The organism is Alloalcanivorax xenomutans (assembly GCF_032810065.1).
GTDB classification, from domain to species: domain Bacteria; phylum Pseudomonadota; class Gammaproteobacteria; order Pseudomonadales; family Alcanivoracaceae; genus Alloalcanivorax; species Alloalcanivorax xenomutans.
Genome location: NZ_CP136538.1, coordinates 2217766 through 2236560, shown reverse-complemented (window position 1 = coordinate 2236560; position 18795 = coordinate 2217766). Strand labels below are relative to the sequence as shown.

General features: G+C 61.7%; 19 protein-coding genes. 14 read left to right on the top strand and 5 right to left on the bottom strand.

Annotated features, from left to right (window positions below; genetic code table 11):
• Nucleotides 1–4: 4 nt before the first annotated feature.
• A complete protein-coding gene (locus RYH70_RS10400; RefSeq protein ID WP_055100106.1) occupies nt 5–778 on the bottom strand; it encodes an alpha/beta fold hydrolase in 774 nt (257 codons plus the stop codon).
• A 215-nt stretch (nt 779–993) separates the two neighbouring features.
• Here RYH70_RS10400 and RYH70_RS10395 point away from each other — a divergent pair, with 215 nt between their 5' ends.
• The 4 genes from RYH70_RS10395 to RYH70_RS10380 all read left to right on the top strand — a co-directional run bounded on the left by RYH70_RS10395 (nt 994) and on the right by RYH70_RS10380 (nt 5770).
• On the top strand, nt 994–2424 hold the full coding sequence (locus RYH70_RS10395; protein WP_022995081.1) for an ABC1 kinase family protein: 1431 nt from the start codon (nt 994–996) through the stop codon (nt 2422–2424).
• Nucleotides 2425–2894: 470 nt separating this feature from the next.
• Nucleotides 2895–4109 carry a Re/Si-specific NAD(P)(+) transhydrogenase subunit alpha gene (locus tag RYH70_RS10390; RefSeq protein WP_022995082.1) on the top strand — a complete coding sequence of 405 codons (1215 nt, stop codon included), beginning with the start codon at nt 2895–2897 and terminating at the stop codon, nt 4107–4109.
• Nucleotides 4109–4384 (top strand): NAD(P) transhydrogenase subunit alpha, encoded by a 276-nt coding sequence (locus tag RYH70_RS10385; protein WP_014994608.1) that lies wholly within the window; start codon nt 4109–4111, stop codon nt 4382–4384. The genes RYH70_RS10390 and RYH70_RS10385 overlap by 1 nt, the downstream gene beginning before the upstream one ends.
• Before the next feature lie 3 nt (nt 4385–4387).
• Complete coding sequence (locus RYH70_RS10380; protein ID WP_022995083.1) at nt 4388–5770, top strand: NAD(P)(+) transhydrogenase (Re/Si-specific) subunit beta; 1383 nt, start codon at nt 4388–4390, stop codon at nt 5768–5770.
• Nucleotides 5771–5848: 78 nt separating this feature from the next.
• On the opposite strand, the gene RYH70_RS10375 is transcribed toward RYH70_RS10380, so the two are convergent.
• Entirely contained in the window at nt 5849–6673 is an 825-nt protein-coding gene (locus RYH70_RS10375; RefSeq protein ID WP_022995084.1) for a hypothetical protein, read from the bottom strand.
• Complete coding sequence (locus tag RYH70_RS10370; RefSeq protein ID WP_022995085.1) at nt 6670–7185, bottom strand: RNA polymerase sigma factor; 516 nt, start codon at nt 7183–7185, stop codon at nt 6670–6672. Before RYH70_RS10370 ends, RYH70_RS10375 begins: the two co-directional genes overlap by 4 nt.
• Nucleotides 7186–7383: 198 nt before the next feature.
• Between RYH70_RS10370 and RYH70_RS10365 the strand changes: the two genes are divergently transcribed.
• Both RYH70_RS10365 and RYH70_RS10360 read left to right on the top strand, forming a co-directional pair.
• The gene (locus tag RYH70_RS10365) at nt 7384–7695 is read left to right on the top strand and encodes a hypothetical protein (protein ID WP_022995086.1); all 312 of its coding nucleotides are present in this window, start codon (nt 7384–7386) and stop codon (nt 7693–7695) included.
• A 55-nt stretch (nt 7696–7750) separates the two neighbouring features.
• Complete coding sequence (locus RYH70_RS10360) at nt 7751–7981, top strand: hypothetical protein (RefSeq protein WP_022995087.1); 231 nt, start codon at nt 7751–7753, stop codon at nt 7979–7981.
• A gap of 41 nt (nt 7982–8022) precedes the next feature.
• On the opposite strand, the gene thpR is transcribed toward RYH70_RS10360, so the two are convergent.
• Complete coding sequence (gene thpR, locus RYH70_RS10355; protein WP_055100034.1) at nt 8023–8580, bottom strand: RNA 2',3'-cyclic phosphodiesterase; 558 nt, start codon at nt 8578–8580, stop codon at nt 8023–8025.
• 87 nt (nt 8581–8667) lie between these two features.
• Here thpR and rimO point away from each other — a divergent pair, with 87 nt between their 5' ends.
• The 6 genes from rimO (at nt 8668) to RYH70_RS10325 (ending at nt 15805) form a co-directional block, all read left to right on the top strand.
• The gene (rimO, locus tag RYH70_RS10350) at nt 8668–9984 is read left to right on the top strand and encodes a 30S ribosomal protein S12 methylthiotransferase RimO (protein WP_233917673.1); all 1317 of its coding nucleotides are present in this window, start codon (nt 8668–8670) and stop codon (nt 9982–9984) included.
• Nucleotides 9981–10829 carry a DMT family transporter gene (locus tag RYH70_RS10345; RefSeq protein ID WP_026949304.1) on the top strand — a complete coding sequence of 283 codons (849 nt, stop codon included), beginning with the start codon at nt 9981–9983 and terminating at the stop codon, nt 10827–10829. Before rimO ends, RYH70_RS10345 begins: the two co-directional genes overlap by 4 nt.
• A gap of 96 nt (nt 10830–10925) precedes the next feature.
• On the top strand, nt 10926–11894 hold the full coding sequence (locus tag RYH70_RS10340; protein WP_317010150.1) for an alpha/beta fold hydrolase: 969 nt from the start codon (nt 10926–10928) through the stop codon (nt 11892–11894).
• 68 nt (nt 11895–11962) lie between these two features.
• The gene (locus RYH70_RS10335; protein WP_022995092.1) at nt 11963–12628 is read left to right on the top strand and encodes a class I SAM-dependent methyltransferase; all 666 of its coding nucleotides are present in this window, start codon (nt 11963–11965) and stop codon (nt 12626–12628) included.
• Nucleotides 12629–12738: 110 nt separating this feature from the next.
• Nucleotides 12739–15117 carry an endopeptidase La gene (lon, locus tag RYH70_RS10330; protein ID WP_022995093.1) on the top strand — a complete coding sequence of 793 codons (2379 nt, stop codon included), beginning with the start codon at nt 12739–12741 and terminating at the stop codon, nt 15115–15117.
• Nucleotides 15118–15181: 64 nt separating this feature from the next.
• Nucleotides 15182–15805: a pseudouridine synthase gene (locus RYH70_RS10325; protein WP_394356131.1), complete on the top strand. Its 624-nt coding sequence runs from the start codon at nt 15182–15184 to the stop codon at nt 15803–15805.
• 14 nt (nt 15806–15819) lie between these two features.
• On the opposite strand, the gene RYH70_RS10320 is transcribed toward RYH70_RS10325, so the two are convergent.
• A complete protein-coding gene (locus tag RYH70_RS10320; protein ID WP_022995095.1) occupies nt 15820–16140 on the bottom strand; it encodes an SET domain-containing protein in 321 nt (106 codons plus the stop codon).
• A 68-nt stretch (nt 16141–16208) separates the two neighbouring features.
• Here RYH70_RS10320 and RYH70_RS10315 point away from each other — a divergent pair, with 68 nt between their 5' ends.
• The gene (locus RYH70_RS10315; protein WP_317010148.1) at nt 16209–17093 is read left to right on the top strand and encodes a haloalkane dehalogenase; all 885 of its coding nucleotides are present in this window, start codon (nt 16209–16211) and stop codon (nt 17091–17093) included.
• A 37-nt stretch (nt 17094–17130) separates the two neighbouring features.
• Nucleotides 17131–18795, top strand: coding sequence for an ABC1 kinase family protein (locus RYH70_RS10310; RefSeq protein WP_022995097.1), 1665 nt, complete (start codon nt 17131–17133; stop codon nt 18793–18795).

Here is an 18795-nt window from a genome sequence, read left to right as displayed (position 1 = left end):
CGCGTCAGGAATCCGACGCCGTCGCCCAGCTCTTCAACTCCCGCGCCAGCCAATCCGGCGCATCCAGGGACAGATCGTGACCGGCCCGAGGGTGTACGCTCAATGGCCGGTTCCAGGCGCGGGACAACGCTTGCGAACAGCGTGGACTCACCAGGCGATCCCCTCCCCCATTCACAATCAGCACCGGGCTGCCCTCCGGCAGTTGGACGGGTGCCCGAAACCGGGTAGCCGCCCACAATTGGCGCAGACTGTTCGCCGTGGAAACCGGCCTTTGCCCGGCGATCAGAGCCCATTGCCGCGCCACTTCGGCCAGACGGTCCGGCGCCAGCAAGTTGGTGGTCAACTCGAGAATCGCCCGCTCCTTGCCTTCAGTATCCCGGCTTAGCAGCACATCGCTCAGCAAACGCGGGTAATTACCTATCTGCAAACGCTGGTAAAACGGACTGAAGCGCGCGGTACTGCTGTTGATCAGGGCGGCGCCACCGAGTTCGCCAGGAAAACGCCGCAGCCAGTCCATTCCCACCATGCCGCCGAGAGACAGAGCCACCAGCCTGGGCCGTCGGCTCAGCACCTGGTCTCCCAACTCGGCACGGGCGGCATCGACCATCGCCGCCACGGTGCAGGGGCTGCGCTCATGGTGACGCCGCCCATTACCGGGAAGATCCACGCAGCGCACCTCATTCCCCTCCCCCAGCACCTCCGCCAAACGGCGATCAAAGCCCTGCCAGTGGGCCTGCTCGCGTATCAGTCCGCGCAGCAGAATCCATGTAGTGGTCATAAAGTTTCGGTTCTCCCAGCCGTGGCGCCAATGCCGGCACCAGATTCCATTTGATTTTCCCTGCTCCTGGCGCACCGGCGTCACCTTGTTGCCGGTGCCGCCATACCACTAGCATCGGAGCCGGGCTACACTGCCCTCTGTGAACCGCGGTTTATGGCGTTCCGCCGCCCGTGGTTGATGCCATCGCCTTAGCAGATCTTGGAGTGCGCGAAAATATGGCACGAAAAACCGTCAAAAGGGTTAAAACCGGTTCCCTGGAACGGCGTTTTTCCCTTGCCCGCGCCGGCTTTCTCGCCGGCGCCCGCTACGCCACCGCCAGCGCCGGTACCCTGTTCTCCGCCCCGGACAAGCGCGAGGAAAGACGGAAGGCCATTCTCTCTCAACGGGCCGAGGAATTGGTGGCCGAGTTGGGCGAATTGAAAGGTTCGGTGGTGAAAATCGGACAAATGATGGCCCTGTTCGGAGAGCATTTTCTGCCCGAAGAAGTCACCGCCGCCTTGCATACGCTGGAAAACGACACCGCCGCGCTCGAGTGGCCGGCCATGGAGCGCCATCTTAAACAGCAATTGGGCACCGTGAAACTGGCGGAACTGGAGGTGGATCCAGAACCGCTCGGCGCCGCCAGCCTGGGGCAGGTTCACCGTGCCCGGCGTAAGAAGGACGGTCGTGAGCTGGTGCTCAAGGTACAGTACCCTGGTGTCGCCGATGCCATAGATTCGGACATGCGCGCCTTGGTGCGGCTGCTCAAGCTGAGCCGTCTGGTGCCGATCACCGACCAGTTCAATCAATGGCTGGACGAAGTGCGCGCCATGCTCGGCCGGGAGGTGGACTACGATCTCGAGGCCCATACCACCCGCCATTTCCGTGAAGTGTTGAGCGAGGACCCCCGCTTCATTGTTCCTGAGGTGTTTTCCGAGTACTCCTCCCACAACATTCTGTGCCTTTCCTTCGAGAAGGGATTGCACATCAGCGACCCGAAGGTGGTCGCACTGAGCCAGGAACGCCGTAATTTCCTGGGGCGCGCCATCATGGAACTGTGCTGTCGCGAGGTATTCGAGTGGAACAAGATGCAGACCGACCCGAATTTCGGCAATTACCTGCTGCAAATCGATGAGGAAGGCCACGACCGTATCGTGCTGCTGGACTTTGGCGCCATCCGCGATTTCGATGACCAGGTGCTGGGCCCCGGCCGGGAGATGATTCGCGGTGCCTGGCACCACGATACGGAGCGCCTGGTGCGGGCGATGAAGGCGCTGCATTTCCTTTCCGGTGACCCTCCTCGCCGGGTACAGGAGGATTTCGCCGGCCTCTGTTTCGAGGCCATTGAGGCCCTGCAGGACCCGGACCGCTTTCCGCCGCCGGCGTCGGTGGTCAATGAGAAAGGGGAATACCTATGGGGGGAGAGCAATCTGCCCAGCCGGGTGCTGAATCGCGCCAGTCGCAATGCCCTGTCCGTGCACTTCGACGTACCGCCAAAGGAATTTATCTTTCTGCTCAGGAAGTTGCTGGGGGCTTACACTTTTTTGCATGTAATCAAGGCGCAGGTGCGTGGCGATACCATTCTGGGTCCATTCATCCATATGCATGAAGATGATGACAAGGCCCGTGTTGATCAACAATTGAGCGAAAGTGCGAAGAAATCATGATCTTTATGATCAAAATATAACCATCTATCCGTCAAACCGCGATTTCTTGTTTGCCAAGCTCGCCACTCCACAATAAGGTTAGCAGCCTGCTCGACGGCCGGTTTTCTTGGAGCCTGTTCAAAGTCTCTACGCCACCGCGCCGGAGTTCATTTTGTCGTCAGGGCGTGATTTCGATTGTGCGGTGTAGTCATTCTACATAAACAAGCGTAATCGCGGTCTGACGGCAAAAAGGGCCCGGCCCTTCGGGTTGCGCTGGAAAAACCGCCAGAGGGCGTTGTGGCCTTTGACTTTGGAACCACCAGAGCCTGCAGTCCCCAACGCCCTCTGGCGGTTTTTCCAGCGGCAACGCGGCGGCGTAGAGACTTTGAACAGGCTCCTAACCGGCCTTTTTGTGAGGGCCTCTGTGCATTTCCGGTTAATGCCGTGGCATGGGGGCTGCCCAACAAACCATATAAACGGGGGTAACGCAGGTGATTATCGGTGTTCCCAAGGAAATTCGCCCCGGCGAGGAGCGCGTCGCCCTGACGCCCGCCAATATCGCGGCTTTATTAAAGAAGCACGATGTTCAAATCCTCGTTGAAACGGGTGCCGGCGTCGCCGCCGGTTTTACCGACGGTCAGTATGAAGCCGCCGGTGCCAAGCTTGCTGACCGGGATCAAATCTTCTCCAGCGCCCAGGTTATCCTGCAGGTGCAAACGCCAGGCAGCAATACGACCAATGGCCAGGACGATTTGGACAAGATGAAGAGCGGACAGTTCCTCATCGGCATGACCGATCCTCTGGCCAATCCGGGTTTCGCCCAGCAACTGGCGCAAAGCAATGTCACCGGCATCGCTCTGGAGCTGGTGCCGCGGATTACCCGGGCCCAGGCCATGGATGTGCTGTCCTCCATGGCAATGATCGCGGGCTACAAGTGCGTTCTGCTCGCCGCCACCACCGCCAACCGCATGTTCCCCATGAACATGACCGCCGCCGGCACGCTGAACGCCTCGCGGGTGTTTGTCATGGGTGCCGGTGTGGCGGGTCTGCAGGCCTGTGCTACCGCCAAGCGCCTCGGCGCCGTGGTGGAGGCCTATGACGTTCGTCCCGCGGCCCGTGAACAAATCCTTTCCGTTGGCGCCAAGCCGGTGGAACTGGATCTGGATACCGGTGAAGCGGAAGGCAGCGGCGGTTACGCCAAGGCCCAGGGCGAGGACTTCCTCAAGCGTCAGCGCGAGCTGATGACCGACGTGATCAAGGACATGGACGTGGTGATCACCACCGCCGCTGTCCCTGGCGCCAAAAGTCCTATCCTGGTCACCGCCGACATGGTCAAGGCGATGAAACAGGGATCGGTGATCGTCGACCTGGCCGCCGAACGGGGTGGCAACTGTGAGTTGACCCAGTCCGGCAAGACCGTGGTCGAGCATGGCGTGACCATCATCGGCCCGGAAAACGTTCCTTCCTCCGTGCCGCACCATGCCAGCCAGATGTTCGGCAAGAACATGGAGAACCTGCTCAACCTGCTGCTCAACGACCAGGGTGAGTTGGCGCTGGACTTCGAGGATCAGATCGTGGCGGACACCGTTATCAGCCACAATGGCGACGTGCCGCACACACGCCTGCGTGAGCTGCTTGGCCTGCCCGCGCTGGAGAAACCGGAACCCGAGGCGGCGGACGCCGACAACGGGAAGGAGGAGAAGTAATGGACTTCGTAGCCGAATTAACGCTTTTCGTGCTGGCCATCTTTCTCGGCGTGGAACTGATCACCAAGGTTCCCCCCACCCTGCACACCCCGCTGATGTCGGGTTCCAATGCCATTTCCGGCATTACGCTGGTGGGCGCGCTGATCGCCGCCGGCTCCGACGCCGGCATGCTGGTTAAGGTGCTGGGTTTCATCGCCGTGGTACTGGCCACCATCAACGTGATTGGCGGCTTCATGGTGACCAATCGAATGCTGGCGATGTTCAAGAGGAAGTAAGCAATGCAGATTTCCCAGAACTGGATCGATATCGCCTATTTGATCGCCGCCGTGCTGTTCGTGCTCGGCATCAAGGGCCTGACCAAACCGAAAACCGCGGTGCGCGGCAATATGCTGGCCGGCGCGGGCATGGCGGTGGCCTGTGTGGTGACCTTGCTGCACCGGGACATCGTCAGCTATGAAATCATCATCGCCGGCATCCTGGTCGGCGGCATCATTGGTGTGCTGCTGGCGAAGAAAGTACAAATGACCGCCATGCCGCAGCTGGTGGCGCTGCTTAACGGCTTTGGTGGCGGCGCTTCCTTCTCCGTGGCGGCGGCCGAGTTCTTCCGTGGTGGCCATCCGGACACGGTGGGCATCATCGCCACCGGGGCCGCGGTACTGATCGGTGCGGTGACTTTCACCGGTTCCTTCGTGGCGTTCGCCAAACTGCAGGAACTGATCGACGGCAAACCGATGGGCTTCCCGGGCATGAAAGCGGCGAACGCCGTGTTGCTGCTCGGCTCCATCGTGGCGATTGCCTACTTGGTCTCCAACCCCGGTTCACCAACGGTATTCTGGGGGCTGGCCATCGCCGCCGCCGTGCTGGGCATCCTGCTGGTGATGCCGATCGGCGGTGCCGACATGCCGGTGGTGATCGCGCTGCTGAACTCCTACTCCGGTGTGGCCGCGTCCGCCGCCGGTTTCGTCATGGGCAACAGCGCGCTGATCATTACCGGTTCCCTGGTGGGTGCCTCCGGCCTGATTCTGACCCAGATCATGTGTAAAGCCATGAACCGTTCTCTCACCAACGTGCTGTTTGGTGTGATGGCGGAAGGCGGCGAAACCATTGATCAGGATGAGGTCTACGCCGGCAAGATCAAATCCACTTCCGCGGACGAAGTGGCCATGCTGCTGGAAACCGCGCAGCGCGTGGTGATCGTGCCCGGCTTCGGTCTTGCCATGGCTCAGGCTCAGCACGCCGTGCGCGAACTGGCTGACACCCTCGAAGCCAACGGCGTCGAAGTGGAGTACGCCATTCACCCGGTGGCGGGCCGTATGCCCGGCCACATGAACGTGCTGCTGGCGGAGGCGGAAGTGTCCTATGACAAGCTCAAGGATATGGACACCATCAACCCCACCTTCGAACAAACCGACGTGGCGATCGTACTCGGCGCCAACGACGTCACCAACCCGATGGCCCGCGAAGACAAAGGCAGCCCGATCTACGGCATGCCGATCCTCAACGTCGACAAGGCCAAGACCGTGGTGGTGGTGAAACGCTCCCTGAGTGCCGGTTTCGCAGGTCTGCCCAACCCGCTGTTCGCCAAGGACAACACCCTGATGTTGTTTGGCGATGGCAAGGGTGCGGTGGTGGACATCACCGCCGCTCTGAAGGAAGGCTGATCGCCGCATTTCTTCAAGCCCGCTTCAACGAAAAAGCCCGCTTTCGCGGGCTTTTTCGTATTGGGCGGTTTCTCGCGGCTACATCTCGCTGATATCGCCCCTCGCCGTGGCCGTATTGGCCGCCGGCCCGCCGGGGCCATGGGCTGTCGATGGCATGGCGGCCCCCGGTGTGGCGCCCGCCGCCATGGACAGGGCATCGTGGATGCCCAACGCCAGCCGGGTAAGTTCCAGCGGCGCGCTGTCCGCGGCCAGTACGTAACCGCGTCCGTTCTGGCTCCAGCGCACCAGGGTTACCGGCGACTGGGTCAGCACGTGCAACCAGTTATCGCCGGATCCGCCCTGCCCTGTTTCATACAGCGCCACCCGCTGCCCTTCGGCGTTCTCGAAACGGTACTCTTGAATATGCTGTCCGGAAACCAGCAGCGGCTGCTGGCCAGAGGAAACCAGACCCAGGCGATCCAGTGGCAATGCCGGGGCCGGCGTGGTATCGGGTAACGCCACTGGGTTGCTGAAGGCATGGACGATGGCCTGGGTCAGGTCGACGGAAGGGCGCGCGGTGGCCGGATCGGGAGGCGGTGTTTGCCACCACACCGCCATTATCACGCCTGCCGCCACCAGCGTGCCGAGTCCTCCGGCGGCAAGCCAGTGGCGCCGGGGGGCAGCGCCTGGCGCCTGGACCGGAGAGGACAATGGTGCCGCGGTGCTATCGTCCTTGAGTGCGCGCCACAGTGTTTCGTCATGACGCCAGTAGTCACGCACACGATCCGCGTAGGCCGGTTGCCGCCGGATTCCGGCGGCCACCCGGCGGGCACGCCGGCGTGGCAGCTCGCCGTCGGCGAAGGCGTTCAATTCCTCTTCGGAAACCATCTCGCGATACAATAAACCCTGCTCCCGCCAGCTCATTTCACCCTCCTCAACCGGGGGCGCCCGCCACCCCGAACCGGACCGTCGAGCACCTGCCGCAGTGTCTCGCGGGCTCTGGAGAGACGTGAGCGCAGCGTCCCTACCTTGATGCCGAGAATGCGGGCTGCCTCGGCGTAACCAGGACTTTCCAGCACCATCAACAGCAACGCCGCCCGCTGCTCCGGGGGTAATGCCCGCATCGCCTCTATTGCTTCGTGGCAGGCCAGAAAGGGCTCCTGCCGTGCTTCCTGAGGCCGCTCCAGCCCGGCATCCGGAGCCAACGATTCCCACCGCCGTCGGGCACTGGCGCGATCGTTCAGGTACAGCCGGTACAGCATTCTGAACAGCCAGGGCCGTACCGAACGCCCGGGCATCCACAAGTGGCGCTTGCGCAGCGCCCGTTCCAGACAATCCTGCACCAGATCCTCCGCCTGCCCCGGGTTGTCACACAGGGCTCGGGCGTAGCGTTGCAGGTGCGGGATCTGGTCGCAGATCCGGCGTTCAAAACTCACTCCGGCGGTTCCTTTCCGGCCGACCTTAAGGCCTTCATTAGTACTTACAGCCGGGGGTGTGGTTTGGTTCCCAAAAAACACTTCGTCATGGAACCAAACCTGATCCTGGCCTGTAGACAGTAGTGAGGCGGCGGTAATCCGGACCTTTTGACGGTACCCCGCCCACTGAAGTCACCCGATGGATCGGGAGGTAATGACATGTACGTAATGACCGTTCGCAAAACTCTATTGCTGATCCTCGGCGTCGCCTTTCTCGGCGCTTCCGTTACCGCTACCGCGAATGATGGCAATCGCCCGGCACAAGACCACCCCGACTATCAGCGTACTCTGCCGGCCCAGCCCGGCCCACCAGCGGATCCGGATCGGCCCGGGCAGCCCGCTTACGGCAACCCCGGTGGCCTGGAGGGAGACTCCGGGGATATGGGGCGGCCCGACGACCGTGGCTGGCCCACCGGAGAGGATCGCGATGGCGGCGACGACACCCGGGGTGACGACCTCGATCGACCCTGATTATTCGGGCGGCCCGACGCCGCCCGCGCACAGCTATTTAATGGGAGGAAAAACCATGAAAGACGGAAAAATGGAACCAGGACGCGGATTGAAAAGAGGCGTGGCCGGCACTCTGGCCTTGTTGCTGATGGGGTCGGTGCTGGCCGCTTGCGATCCCAAGCAGCCGGATTCGCCGGGACCAGGCGACCCGCAGCAGCCCTCTCAGCCGGGCATGCAGAACGGTGGAGACCCCGCTGGCGGCGGTTCCGCCGGAGGCGCGGGCGGTTACGGCGAAGGCCAGCAGTAACCCGTTGAGTGGCTCTGGGTTCCGGCGTTATGTGCCGGGGCTCAGAGCCGGCTTTTCAGCGATTGCCGCCAGCGAGGCCGATAGCCTTGTCGGCTCTCGTAGAGAACAATTTCGTGGACATCAAATTCGATATGGTCTCCAGGTGGACTTTTCTCGCTCTCGTTTGCCATTTTCGCGGTGAGCCGGTGGCGGCCGCGAGCCAGGGTTACATGGGGCTGAAAGGCGCGCTCGTCACGTGCCACGCCGAGATCTTCCAAAGGCCGCCAAATACGCTCATGCAGTGCCATCAGCGCTGGCGATGGCAAAGCCCTCGCCGCCCATAGCCGGCCGCCGCGGGAAGGGCTTCCTTTGGGGGGACTTCCATTCGGTGGAAAGGGGCCGCCACGAGTAAGTTTCAGGCTCAGTGGCTGTACTCCCGTCAGAATCGCTTCCAGTTGCCGGCAGAGTGCCTGCGTCCAGCAAAGCTCCCGCTCCCCGAGGAACGCCAGAGTCAGATGCAGATCCGCTAACGGCAATTGCCGCCCAACACCTTCCGGAACGCCCCTCAACAGAGCGCGACCAGCCTCCTCCGGCACCGGCAGTCCGATGAAACAACGCATGGGTGTTTTCTCCCTGCACCGCCAACCCAATAGGCATTCACGCCAGGTTAATAGTAGAATGCCGCCCCGCTGACTTCGAGGTGGTTTATGTCCGGTAAAGTTGGGTTTATCAGCCTGGGTTGTCCCAAAGCTCTTGTGGATTCCGAGCGCATTCTCACCCAACTGCGCACCGAAGGGTATGAGGTGACGCCCAGCTACGATGATGCCGATGTGGTGGTGGTAAACACCTGCGGGTTCATCGACGATGCCAAGGCCGAGTCCCTGGAAGCCATTGGCGAGGCCCTGACCGAGAACGGAAAGGTCATTGTCACCGGCTGCATGGGTGTGGAAGAAGACAACATCCGCAAGGTTCACCCGGCGGTGCTGTCGGTTACCGGGCCCCAACAGTACGAGCAGGTCGTCAGCGCCGTGCACCAGGTGGTGCCCCCTCGCGCCGACCACAACCCCTTCACCGATCTGGTGCCGCCTCAGGGCATCAAGCTGACCCCGCGCCACTACGCCTATTTGAAGATCTCGGAGGGCTGCAACCACAAGTGCAGCTTCTGCATTATCCCAAGCATGCGTGGCAAGCTCGATTCCCGGCCGGTGGGCGACGTGCTCGATGAGGCGGAACGGCTGGTGAAGGCGGGCGTACAGGAGCTGCTGGTGATCAGCCAGGACACCAGCGCCTACGGTGTGGATCGCAAGTACCAGACCGGCTTCTGGCAGGGGATGCCAGTGAAAACCCGCATGCTGGAGCTGTGTCAGGCGCTCGGGCAGCTGGGTGCCTGGGTGCGCCTGCACTACGTCTATCCCTATCCGCACGTGGACGAGATCATTCCGATGATGGCCGCCGGCCACATCCTGCCGTACCTGGATATTCCGTTCCAGCACGCCAGCCCGTCGGTGCTCAAGGCGATGAAGCGTCCGGCTCACGCGGAAAACACTCTGGAGCGGATTCGCCGCTGGCGCGAGATCTGCCCGGACATCACCCTGCGCAGCACGTTCATCGTCGGCTTCCCTGGCGAAACCGACGATGATTTCGAGATGCTGCTGGATTGGTTGGAAGAGGCGCAGTTGGATCGGGTTGGCTGTTTCACCTATTCACCGGTGGACGGTGCCCCCGCCAACGCCCTGCCCGACCATGTCGACGAAGAGGTGGCGCGCGAACGCCAGGAACGCTTCATGAATGTTCAGGCGCGGATCAGTGCCGCGAAACTGCAACGCAAGATCGGCCAGACCCTGGAAGTGCTGGTGGACGAGGTTGGTGAAGACGGCGTGGTGGCGCGCTCCCAGGCGGATGCTCCGGAGATCGACGGCCTGGTGTATCTGCCCGACGACGCGCCGGTAAAGCCCGGCCAGCGCCTGCGGGTGACCGTCGAGGACGCCGATGATCACGACCTGTGGGCCCGGCCGGTCGCGTGAATAACGACCAGCCTCTGAAGGGCGCCTTGTTGCTGATTCTGGGTGAAGGGTTGCTGGCGATCATGGCGGCCCTGATCAAGCATCTTTCGGACACGCTTTCCACCGAACTGATCGTGTTCGCGCGCAACTTCGTCGGCCTGCTGGTATTGCTGCCGGTGCTGATGATCAGTGGTGGCATCCGCGACCTGGGCACCCGCCATCTCGGCCTGCATTTCATCCGCGGCTTCACCGGCGTCGCCGCCATGTTCTGCTTCTTTTACGCCATCGGCCATATCACTTTGGCGGAGGCGGTGCTGGTCAAGATGACGGTCCCCTTCTTCCTGCCGCTGGTGGCCTGGGTCTGGCTGGGCGACCGGGTATCGCTGCGCACCTGGATGGCGATCGCTCTGGGTTTTGTTGGCGTCGCGGTGATTCTGCGTGCCGATCAGGGTCAGGTGGATCCAGTAATGTGGGTGGCACTTGGCGGCGCCGCCATCATGAGCGTGGCCAAGGTCAGTATCCGTCGTATGGCGGTGAGTGAGCCGGCGCACCGGGTGGTGTTCTATTTCTCGCTGTTCGCCACCCTGCTTTCCGCTTTGCTGTTACCCAGCGTCGAGCAATGGCCCAACGGTGTGGAAATGCTCTGGATGCTGGGGATCGCCCTGTTCGCCATCGCCGGACAGTTCGCCATGACCACCGCCTATCAGGTGGCCCGCCCCGGCCAGGTCGGCGTGTACAACTACTCCGCGGTGGTGTGGGCGGCGATTCTTGGCTGGCTGTTCTGGGGCGAGGCGCTGGCCCTTAGCACCTATCTTGGCACCTTGTTGATTATCGGCGCCGGTATCTGGAACCTGAAATCACGGTGATTGCGCAATATTGACCTCTCCGGCGGTGCCATCCGCCACGCCGATCCTCTACGGTGGCTTTCCACGAGGAAAGAATAACAACCGGAGGGAAGAAGGATGGCATGGCGTCGTGTGGGGTTGATTCTGGCGGTAGCCGTTCTGGGTGCCGCGCTGCTGGGCGGGTGTGAAGACACCCGGCGTTGGGCCTACCACCAAGGCATCGCGTTCGAGCAATGGCGGGCAGGCCTCGAGGCCCTGAGAGTATCCACCGAGGATGGCCTGGACTGGCATTTGCTGCAGTCCAAAGGCGGCGAGGAGGCCCCGGTGGTACTGCTGATCCATGGCTTCGGCGCCGATGCACGTAACTGGGTGCGTTTCGCCAATCAGCTGGAAGGCGAGTACCGCTTTATCATTCCCGATCTTCCTGGTCACGGCGACACCCTCCCCCTGACCACATCGATGGACTACCGCGTGAGCAAACAGGCTGACCGTCTGTTTGGCCTGCTCAATCAGTTGGGAGCCGAACGCTTTCATGTGGCGGGTAATTCCATGGGCGGTGCCATCGCCATTGAAATGGCCCGACAACACCCGGGCCGCCTGATCTCCCTGGGGTTGGTGGACGCCGCCGGGGTTACCCTGCAAACACAGGAATTCCGCGATGTGCTGGCGCAATCGCCGGGCAATCCTCTGATTCCTCAGCGGGCCGAGGACTTCCACACCACGCTGGACTGGGCCGCCGAACGCTCGGTGGGCATGCCCGACTTCGCCATCACCCTGATGGGTGCCGAGAAAGCCGCCAATGCGAAGGTGGCGGAAAAAGTCTGGGCGGATATCGAGGGCGATCCAGCGATGCAGCTGGGGCAGAGTGATGTGCTGCTCTCGATCAATACCCCGACACTGGTTTTGTGGGGGCGCGAAGACCGGCTTTTGGGAATCGATAACGTCGCGGTCTTCACCCGCACCTTGCCCAATGCCCGGGCGGTAATCCTTGATGGTGTTGGCCATGTGCCGATGGCCGAGGCGGCGGGACAAAGCGCCGAGGTCTTCCGGGTTTTCTGGAGCCAGGTCCCTGAACGCGCGGACTGATCATCCCAACCTTGAACAAAGCCGCCGGCGCCCGTAAGGTCTTTCCTTTTTCAAGGCGCCGGCCGGCCATGACCTTATCCGAGACCCCCATTCCCAAAATCCAACGGGGCGAAGCCCATACCATCCATACCCGGGGCATTACCCTGCTGCGCTCCGGCCACCGTGAAGTGCGGCGCCTGAAACGCGCCAATCACGTGCCCTCGATCCACGGCAACAAAGTGTGGAACTCCAGTTTTCTGATCATGGACCAGTTGACCCGCGACCGCCGGGCGCTGTCCCTGGGCCCGGATACCCATTTGATGGACATAGGCTGTGGCTGGGGCCCGCTGTCCATATTCGCCGCCAAACGCCTTGGCTGCCGGGTTACCGCCGTGGACGCGGACGAGGATGTGTTCCCCTATCTGGAATTGCATGCGGCCATCAATAAAACCTCGGTGACGACACTGCAAAAACGCTTTGAGAACCTGACCAAGGCGCTGCTGGCTGATGTGGATGTCATTACCGGCGCCGACATCTGCTTTTGGGACGAGCTCACGCCGGTGCTGTTCAATCTGATTCGCCGTGCCTTGAATCAGCGGGTGCGGCGGATCATTATCGCCGACCCCGGACGATCGCCGTTCTACGCCCTGGCCGAGCGGTGTGAACAGAAATTCGACGCCCGGTTGGTGGAGCGGCGTACGCGGACGCCCCGCGAGCTCAGCGCCGATCTTTTGATCATCGACGGCCCGCGCTGAATCCGGCTATTGAAAACCGGTTCGGAGACTCCATTCTGAAGACTGGTCGCGCGTCGCCGTCCTGTCGTAATGTCAACGGCGACGCTTCCCGTTTATGACGAGTGGATATCATGAACCAAGACGAGCAGGAAACCACCATCGAACAGCCCACCCCCCAGGGCGCCCTGGCTTTGCCGGATCATCATTTGCCACAACGGGTTTATCTGATACCAGTGCGTCACCGCCCCTTCATGCCTGGGCTGGTGCAGCCGATTCTGCTGAATCGGGAACTGTGGCAATCCACCCTGGAGCGGGTCAGTCAGACGCCGCACCATGCCCTGGGTCTGATCTATGTGGGCGATCGTAACCCGGACGAGGTCTCGGTGGAGGACTTTCCGGAATACGGTTGCCTGGTGAAAATTCACGCCGTCAATCAGGAAGATGATCATCTGCAGGTGGTGGCCCAGGGGCTGGCCCGTTTCCGCGTCTCCGGCTACACCAACCGCAAACGGCCCTTCATGGCGGAAGTGGAATACCCGGAGCCCAAGGACGAGCTCACCGACGCCCTGCGTGCCTATGCCATGGCGATCATCAATACCATCCGCGAGTTGTTGCCGCTGAACCCGCTCTACAACGAAGGGCTCAAGCACTATCTGCAGAACTTTTCGCCACGGGATCCTTCTCCGCTGACTGACTTCGCCGCCGCGTTGACCAGCGCCAACGGGGATGATCTCCAGGATATTCTGGAAACCGTGCCGCTGAAGCCGCGCATGGAAAAAGTGCTGACGCTGGTGCGCAAGGAAGTGGAAGTGGCGCGCCTGCAGAACGAGATCAGCGAGGAGGTCAACGAAAAGATCTCCCGGCATCAGCGTGAGTTTTTCCTTAAGGAACAGCTCAAGGTGATCCAACGCGAGCTGGGTCTGGAAAAAGATGACCGCACCGCCGATGTGGACGAATTCCGTGCCCGCATGGAATCGCTGACCCCGCCGGAGGCGGTGGCCAAGCGCTTTGAAGAGGAAGTCCGCAAACTGGGCGTGCTGGAAAGCGGCTCGCCGGAGTACGCGGTGACCCGCAACTATCTCGACTGGCTCACGTCCGTGCCCTGGGGCCGCTTCTCCGAGGACAATCTGGACCTCACGCACGCGCGCGATACTCTGAGCGCGCACCACAGCGGCCTGGATGACGTCAAGGACCGCATCGTTGAGTTCCTCGCGGTGGGCGCCATGCGCGGCGAAGTCAAAGGCTCGATCCTGCTGTTGGTGGGGCCTCCAGGGGTGGGCAAGACCAGCGTTGGCCGCGCCATCGCCGAAGCCCTGGACCGCCGTTTTTACCGCCTCAGCCTCGGCGGCATGCGCGACGAGGCGGAAATCAAAGGCCACCGGCGCACCTATATCGGCGCCATGCCGGGGAAGCTGATCCAGGCACTGAAAGAGTCCGGCACCAGCAATCCGGTGATCATGCTCGATGAAATCGACAAGCTCGGCACTTCGTTCCAGGGTGATCCGGCCTCCGCCCTGTTGGAAGTGCTGGATCCGGAACAGAACCAGGACTTTCTCGATCACTATCTGGACGAACGTTTGGATCTGAGTCACTGCTTGTTCATCTGTACCGCCAATACCCTGGACTCGATCCCCGCTCCCCTGCTCGACCGTATGGAAATGATTCGTCTGAGCGGTTACATCACCGAGGAAAAGGTGGAAATCGCCAAACGGCATCTGTGGCCACGTTCTCTGGAACGGGCGGGGGTCAAGCCCGGGCAGCTCACCATCAACGCCAGCGCCTTGCGTCAGGTGGCGGAGGGCTATGCGCGAGAGGCCGGTGTGCGCAACCTGGAGAAGCAGCTCAACAAAATTATTCGCAAGGCGGCGGTTCGGCTGCTTTCCGGCGAGAAAAAAATCAGCGTCACCAGCAAGAATCTCGAGGAGTTTCTCGGCCAGCCCTATTTTCAGCGGGAAAAAACCCAGCGTGGCATCGGCGTCGTTACCGGTCTGGCCTGGACTTCCATGGGCGGCGCCACGCTGTCCATCGAGGCCACTCAGGTGCATGTGCAGCAACGTGGTTTCAAACAGACCGGGCAACTGGGCGACGTGATGAAAGAGTCCGCCGAGATCGCCTACAGCTACGTGGCCAGCAATCTGCCGGCCTATGGCGGCGACGGCGACTGGTTTGACCAGTCCTTCGTCCATTTGCATGTACCGGAGGGCGCCACTCCCAAGGATGGGCCCAGCGCTGGCATCACCATGGCCACGGCACTGATCTCCCTGGCCACCGGCAAGAGGCTGCCGCGCAAGCTGGCCATGACTGGCGAGCTGACGCTGACCGGACAGGTGCTGGCCGTGGGCGGTATTCGCGAGAAGATCACCGCCGCCCGCCGCGTTGGCATTCGTGAAATCATTCTGCCGAAGGCCTGCGAGCGCGATTACAAGGAACTGCCGGAGCACCTTAAAAAGGGGCTGACGGTGCACTTCGCCGAGCGTTATCAGGATGTCCATGACGCCATCTGGGGATAGCCCGGTGCGATTGCCGCGAGCCAGGCAGCCCGAGCACTATATCGTGCCCCGTTGCCATGAGGAGGTGGTCATCCTGCACCGGGATGATCACCTTCTGGTGGTGAATAAACCGGCCTTCCTGCTCAGCGTGCCGGGCCGGGCGCCGGAGAACAAGGACTGCGTGATCCGCCGTCTGGCGCTGGATTTTCCCGAAATACGGCTGGTGCACCGGCTTGATCTGGACACCTCCGGCATCATGGTGTTCGCTCTGACCCGCGAAGCGCAGAGCCAACTGAGCCGGGCCTTCCAGCAGCGTCGGGTGTTCAAGGAGTATCAGGCCGTGGTGGATGGCCTGGTGGAATACGGAGACGGCGTCGTGGACTTGCCCCTGATCGCCGACTGGCCCAATCGGCCGTTGCAGAAAGTCTGCTTTGAAACGGGCAAGGCGGCCCTCACCCATTGGAAAGTGCTGGAACGGGATGTCGTCCGAAGCCGTACCCGGTTGCGGTTACGGCCAGTGACCGGGCGCAGTCATCAGTTGCGCATTCACTGCCGGGAGCTGGGCCATCCGATTCTCGGCTGTGATCTCTATGCGCCGGAGGCGGTGCTGGCCGCCAGCGAGCGATTGCTGTTGCACGCCCATCGGCTCGCCTTCAATCATCCTCACACCGGTCTGTGGAGTGAGTTCGTTTCGCCGGTGCCCTTTTAAAACCGGCTCTTGGACTACTCCCAGTCCTCACCGTAATCGTGCAACAACTCCTGCCCTGCTTTCACCGCTTTCAGCGTCACCACGGTAAGGTCGTCATAGTAGGCCACATTGGCCGGCCGCCCGTGGTTGATGTAACGCAATTCGCATAAAACCCGGTGCCGTTCTTCACCGTCATCATCCAGCCACAACACATAGGGGCCGTTGCGGCGAGCGGGCTTGGTTTTCAACACACCGAGGACGGTGCCGGCGGGAAGACGTTTGCGGGCGAACAGCCCCTTGCCATGGATATCACTGGTCTGGACCGAAACCAGGTCGTGACGTACATAGGGTTTCATGGGCACCGTGCTTGCAGTTGTTATCGTCAGCGTGGCATCTTGCCAGAAAAGCTACCTGGACGCATGGCATGGGCTTCGCGGACTGTCCTTTCCGATCCCGATACGTATCGGTGCATGGGCAACGGCTGCATTATCTGGATGAAGGCTCCGGTCCCTCCCTGTTGTTCGTGCATGGCAATCCCACCAGCAGTTATCTGTGGCGGAACGTGATCAAGCTTCTCTGCCATCGTTATCGCTGCGTCGCACTGGACCTTCCCGGTTTCGGCCGCAGCGCCAAGCCGGATCTGGATTACCGGCTATGCACTCTCCACCATTTCTTTTCCGGTTTCCTGGAACAGCTGGCGCTTGAGCCGGTGACACTGGTGCTGCACGATTGGGGTGGTCCGCTTGGTTTCAGACTGGCTCAGCAGCAGCCGCAACGGGTACGCGCTCTGGTGTTCATGGAGACCTTCCCTTTCACCTTCGACTGGCAGGAGTTTCCGCTTATTGCCCGTCCGCTGTATTTCGCCTTTCGCCGGCCGGCCCTGAGTTCCTGGCTGCTGCAGCGGCATAATCTTTTCGTCAATACGGTATTGCCCATGGGCACCTTGCGGCGTCTGCCTCGCAGCGTCATGAATGTTTATCGCGCGGCTTTCCCCGACCGCGACAGCCGCCGGGCGATCCGCGCCCTGCCCGCGGAGTTGCCGATTGATGATCGTCAGGGGGAAACCTGGCGAGCGATCGAGGAAATCGAGAAGCGTCTGCCGGAGATGGACCAGCCGATGCTGATGCTGCACTTTCGCCCTGGCGCGGTATTGCCCGAACAACGGATTCCCTGGTTCAAACAACGGTTGAAATACCTGGATGTGGTGCATGCTGGCCCGGGGCTGCACTTTGTGCCGGAAGACAACCCGTCGGTGATCGCCGATTCTCTGGATCAGTGGTTCCAGGTACGCTTGGCGAATCCGCGATGAGCGCGGTGAGGGTCTGTTCAAAGGAAGCCCGGACATCATGAACCTGCTGCACACTGGCCAGGATCTGCGCCGCCTCAATGAACTGGCGGCGATCCTGCTGAAATACGGATTTGCTGACATGCTGCGCCGGCTGGGACTGGCGCCGATGATAGAGCATGCAGGGCGTTTGCTGCGCAGCGGGCTGGATCCCCGCTTCCTGCACATGGGCAGTGCCGAGCGTCTGCGTCATGCGATGGAGGAAATGGGGCCAACCTTCGTCAAGCTCGGTCAGGTGCTGGCGACCCGGGTGGATCTGTTTTCTCCGGAGTGGATCGAGCAGTTCGAAAGGCTGCAGGACCGGGCCCGTCCAGTGCCCTTCGCCAGCCTGGCACCGACGGTGGAAGCGGCGCTGGGCCGGCCTCTGGATCAGGTGTTCGCCTCGGTGGATGAGCACCCTCTGGGCGTGGCCTCCATCGGCCAGGTGCACGCGGCGGTGACCCGCTCCGGTGATCGAGTGGTCATCAAGGTGAGAAAGCCTGGCATCGAGGCCAAAATCCAGTCCGATCTGCGGCTGCTGGATCAGTTGGCCAAGCTGGCCTCCGACAATTCCCAGGAACTGCGCCGCTACCGCCCGGTGGAGCTGGTGCGCGAGTTTCACCGCTCACTGAGCCGGGAACTGGACTTCACCATCGAGGCACGCAACGCCGAGCGCATCCGCCAGAACGTCAAAAGCCTGCGCTGGGTGATGATCCCGAAAGTCCATACCCGTCTCAGCTCCGCCACTCTGCAGGTGCAACAGCGCCTCAATGGCACACCCGCGAGGGATCTGGCCCGTCTCGACGCACTTGGCGTTGATCGCCCGCTGGTGGCAAGACGCGGCGCCATGGTGGCCTGGAAAATGGCTCTGGAAGATGGCTTTTTCCATGCCGACCCCCATCCGGGCAATGTGCTGATCCTGAGCAACAACCGCATCGGCCTGCTGGACTTCGGCATGGTCGGCAAGCTCACCGATGGCCGGCGTGAGCAGATTGTGCAGTTGGTGCGCGCCATCATAACCCGGGAGTCGGAGCACGCCGCGGCGGTTTTGACCGGCTGGTCCGACGGCCAGCCACTCAACTTCGATCAGCTGGTGGCGGATGTGGAGGACGTGGTATCCCGCTACTATGGCCTGCCGCTGGCGGAGCTGGACCTGCCCGCCCTGCTCGGCGACATCACCGCTCTGATCCGCAATCACGGTCTGATCCTGCCCAGCGATATCGCGTTGTTGATCAAGGCCTTGATCACCCTGGAAGGGTTTGGTCGGCTGCTGAACCCACGCTTCGATCTGATTCGCGAAGCGGAGCCTCTGATGCACCGGTTGCTGCGGCAGCGTTATGGTCCCAAGCGACTGGTGCGCAGTCTCGGGCTGCGGGCCTTGGATGTGGTCGATCGGCTCTATGCTCCGCCGCCACCGTCGACACTGGCCAATGGCCGCACCGACGGTGGTGTCGATCCACGCCATCTGGAGCGCTTGGTAAGCCGCCTGGAGCGTGGCCAATACCGGCAGATACAAACACTTTTGGTGTGCGCATCGATGATTACCGGCGCTTTACTGCTCGCCGGGCGGGTGCCGCCGACAATTTGGGATCTTTCCGTGCCCGGAGTGCTGGTATTATTGGCGTGTGGATTGTGGTCCACATGGTTGCTATGGATAGCCCGCCGCCATTTGCGTGAGTGGGAATAA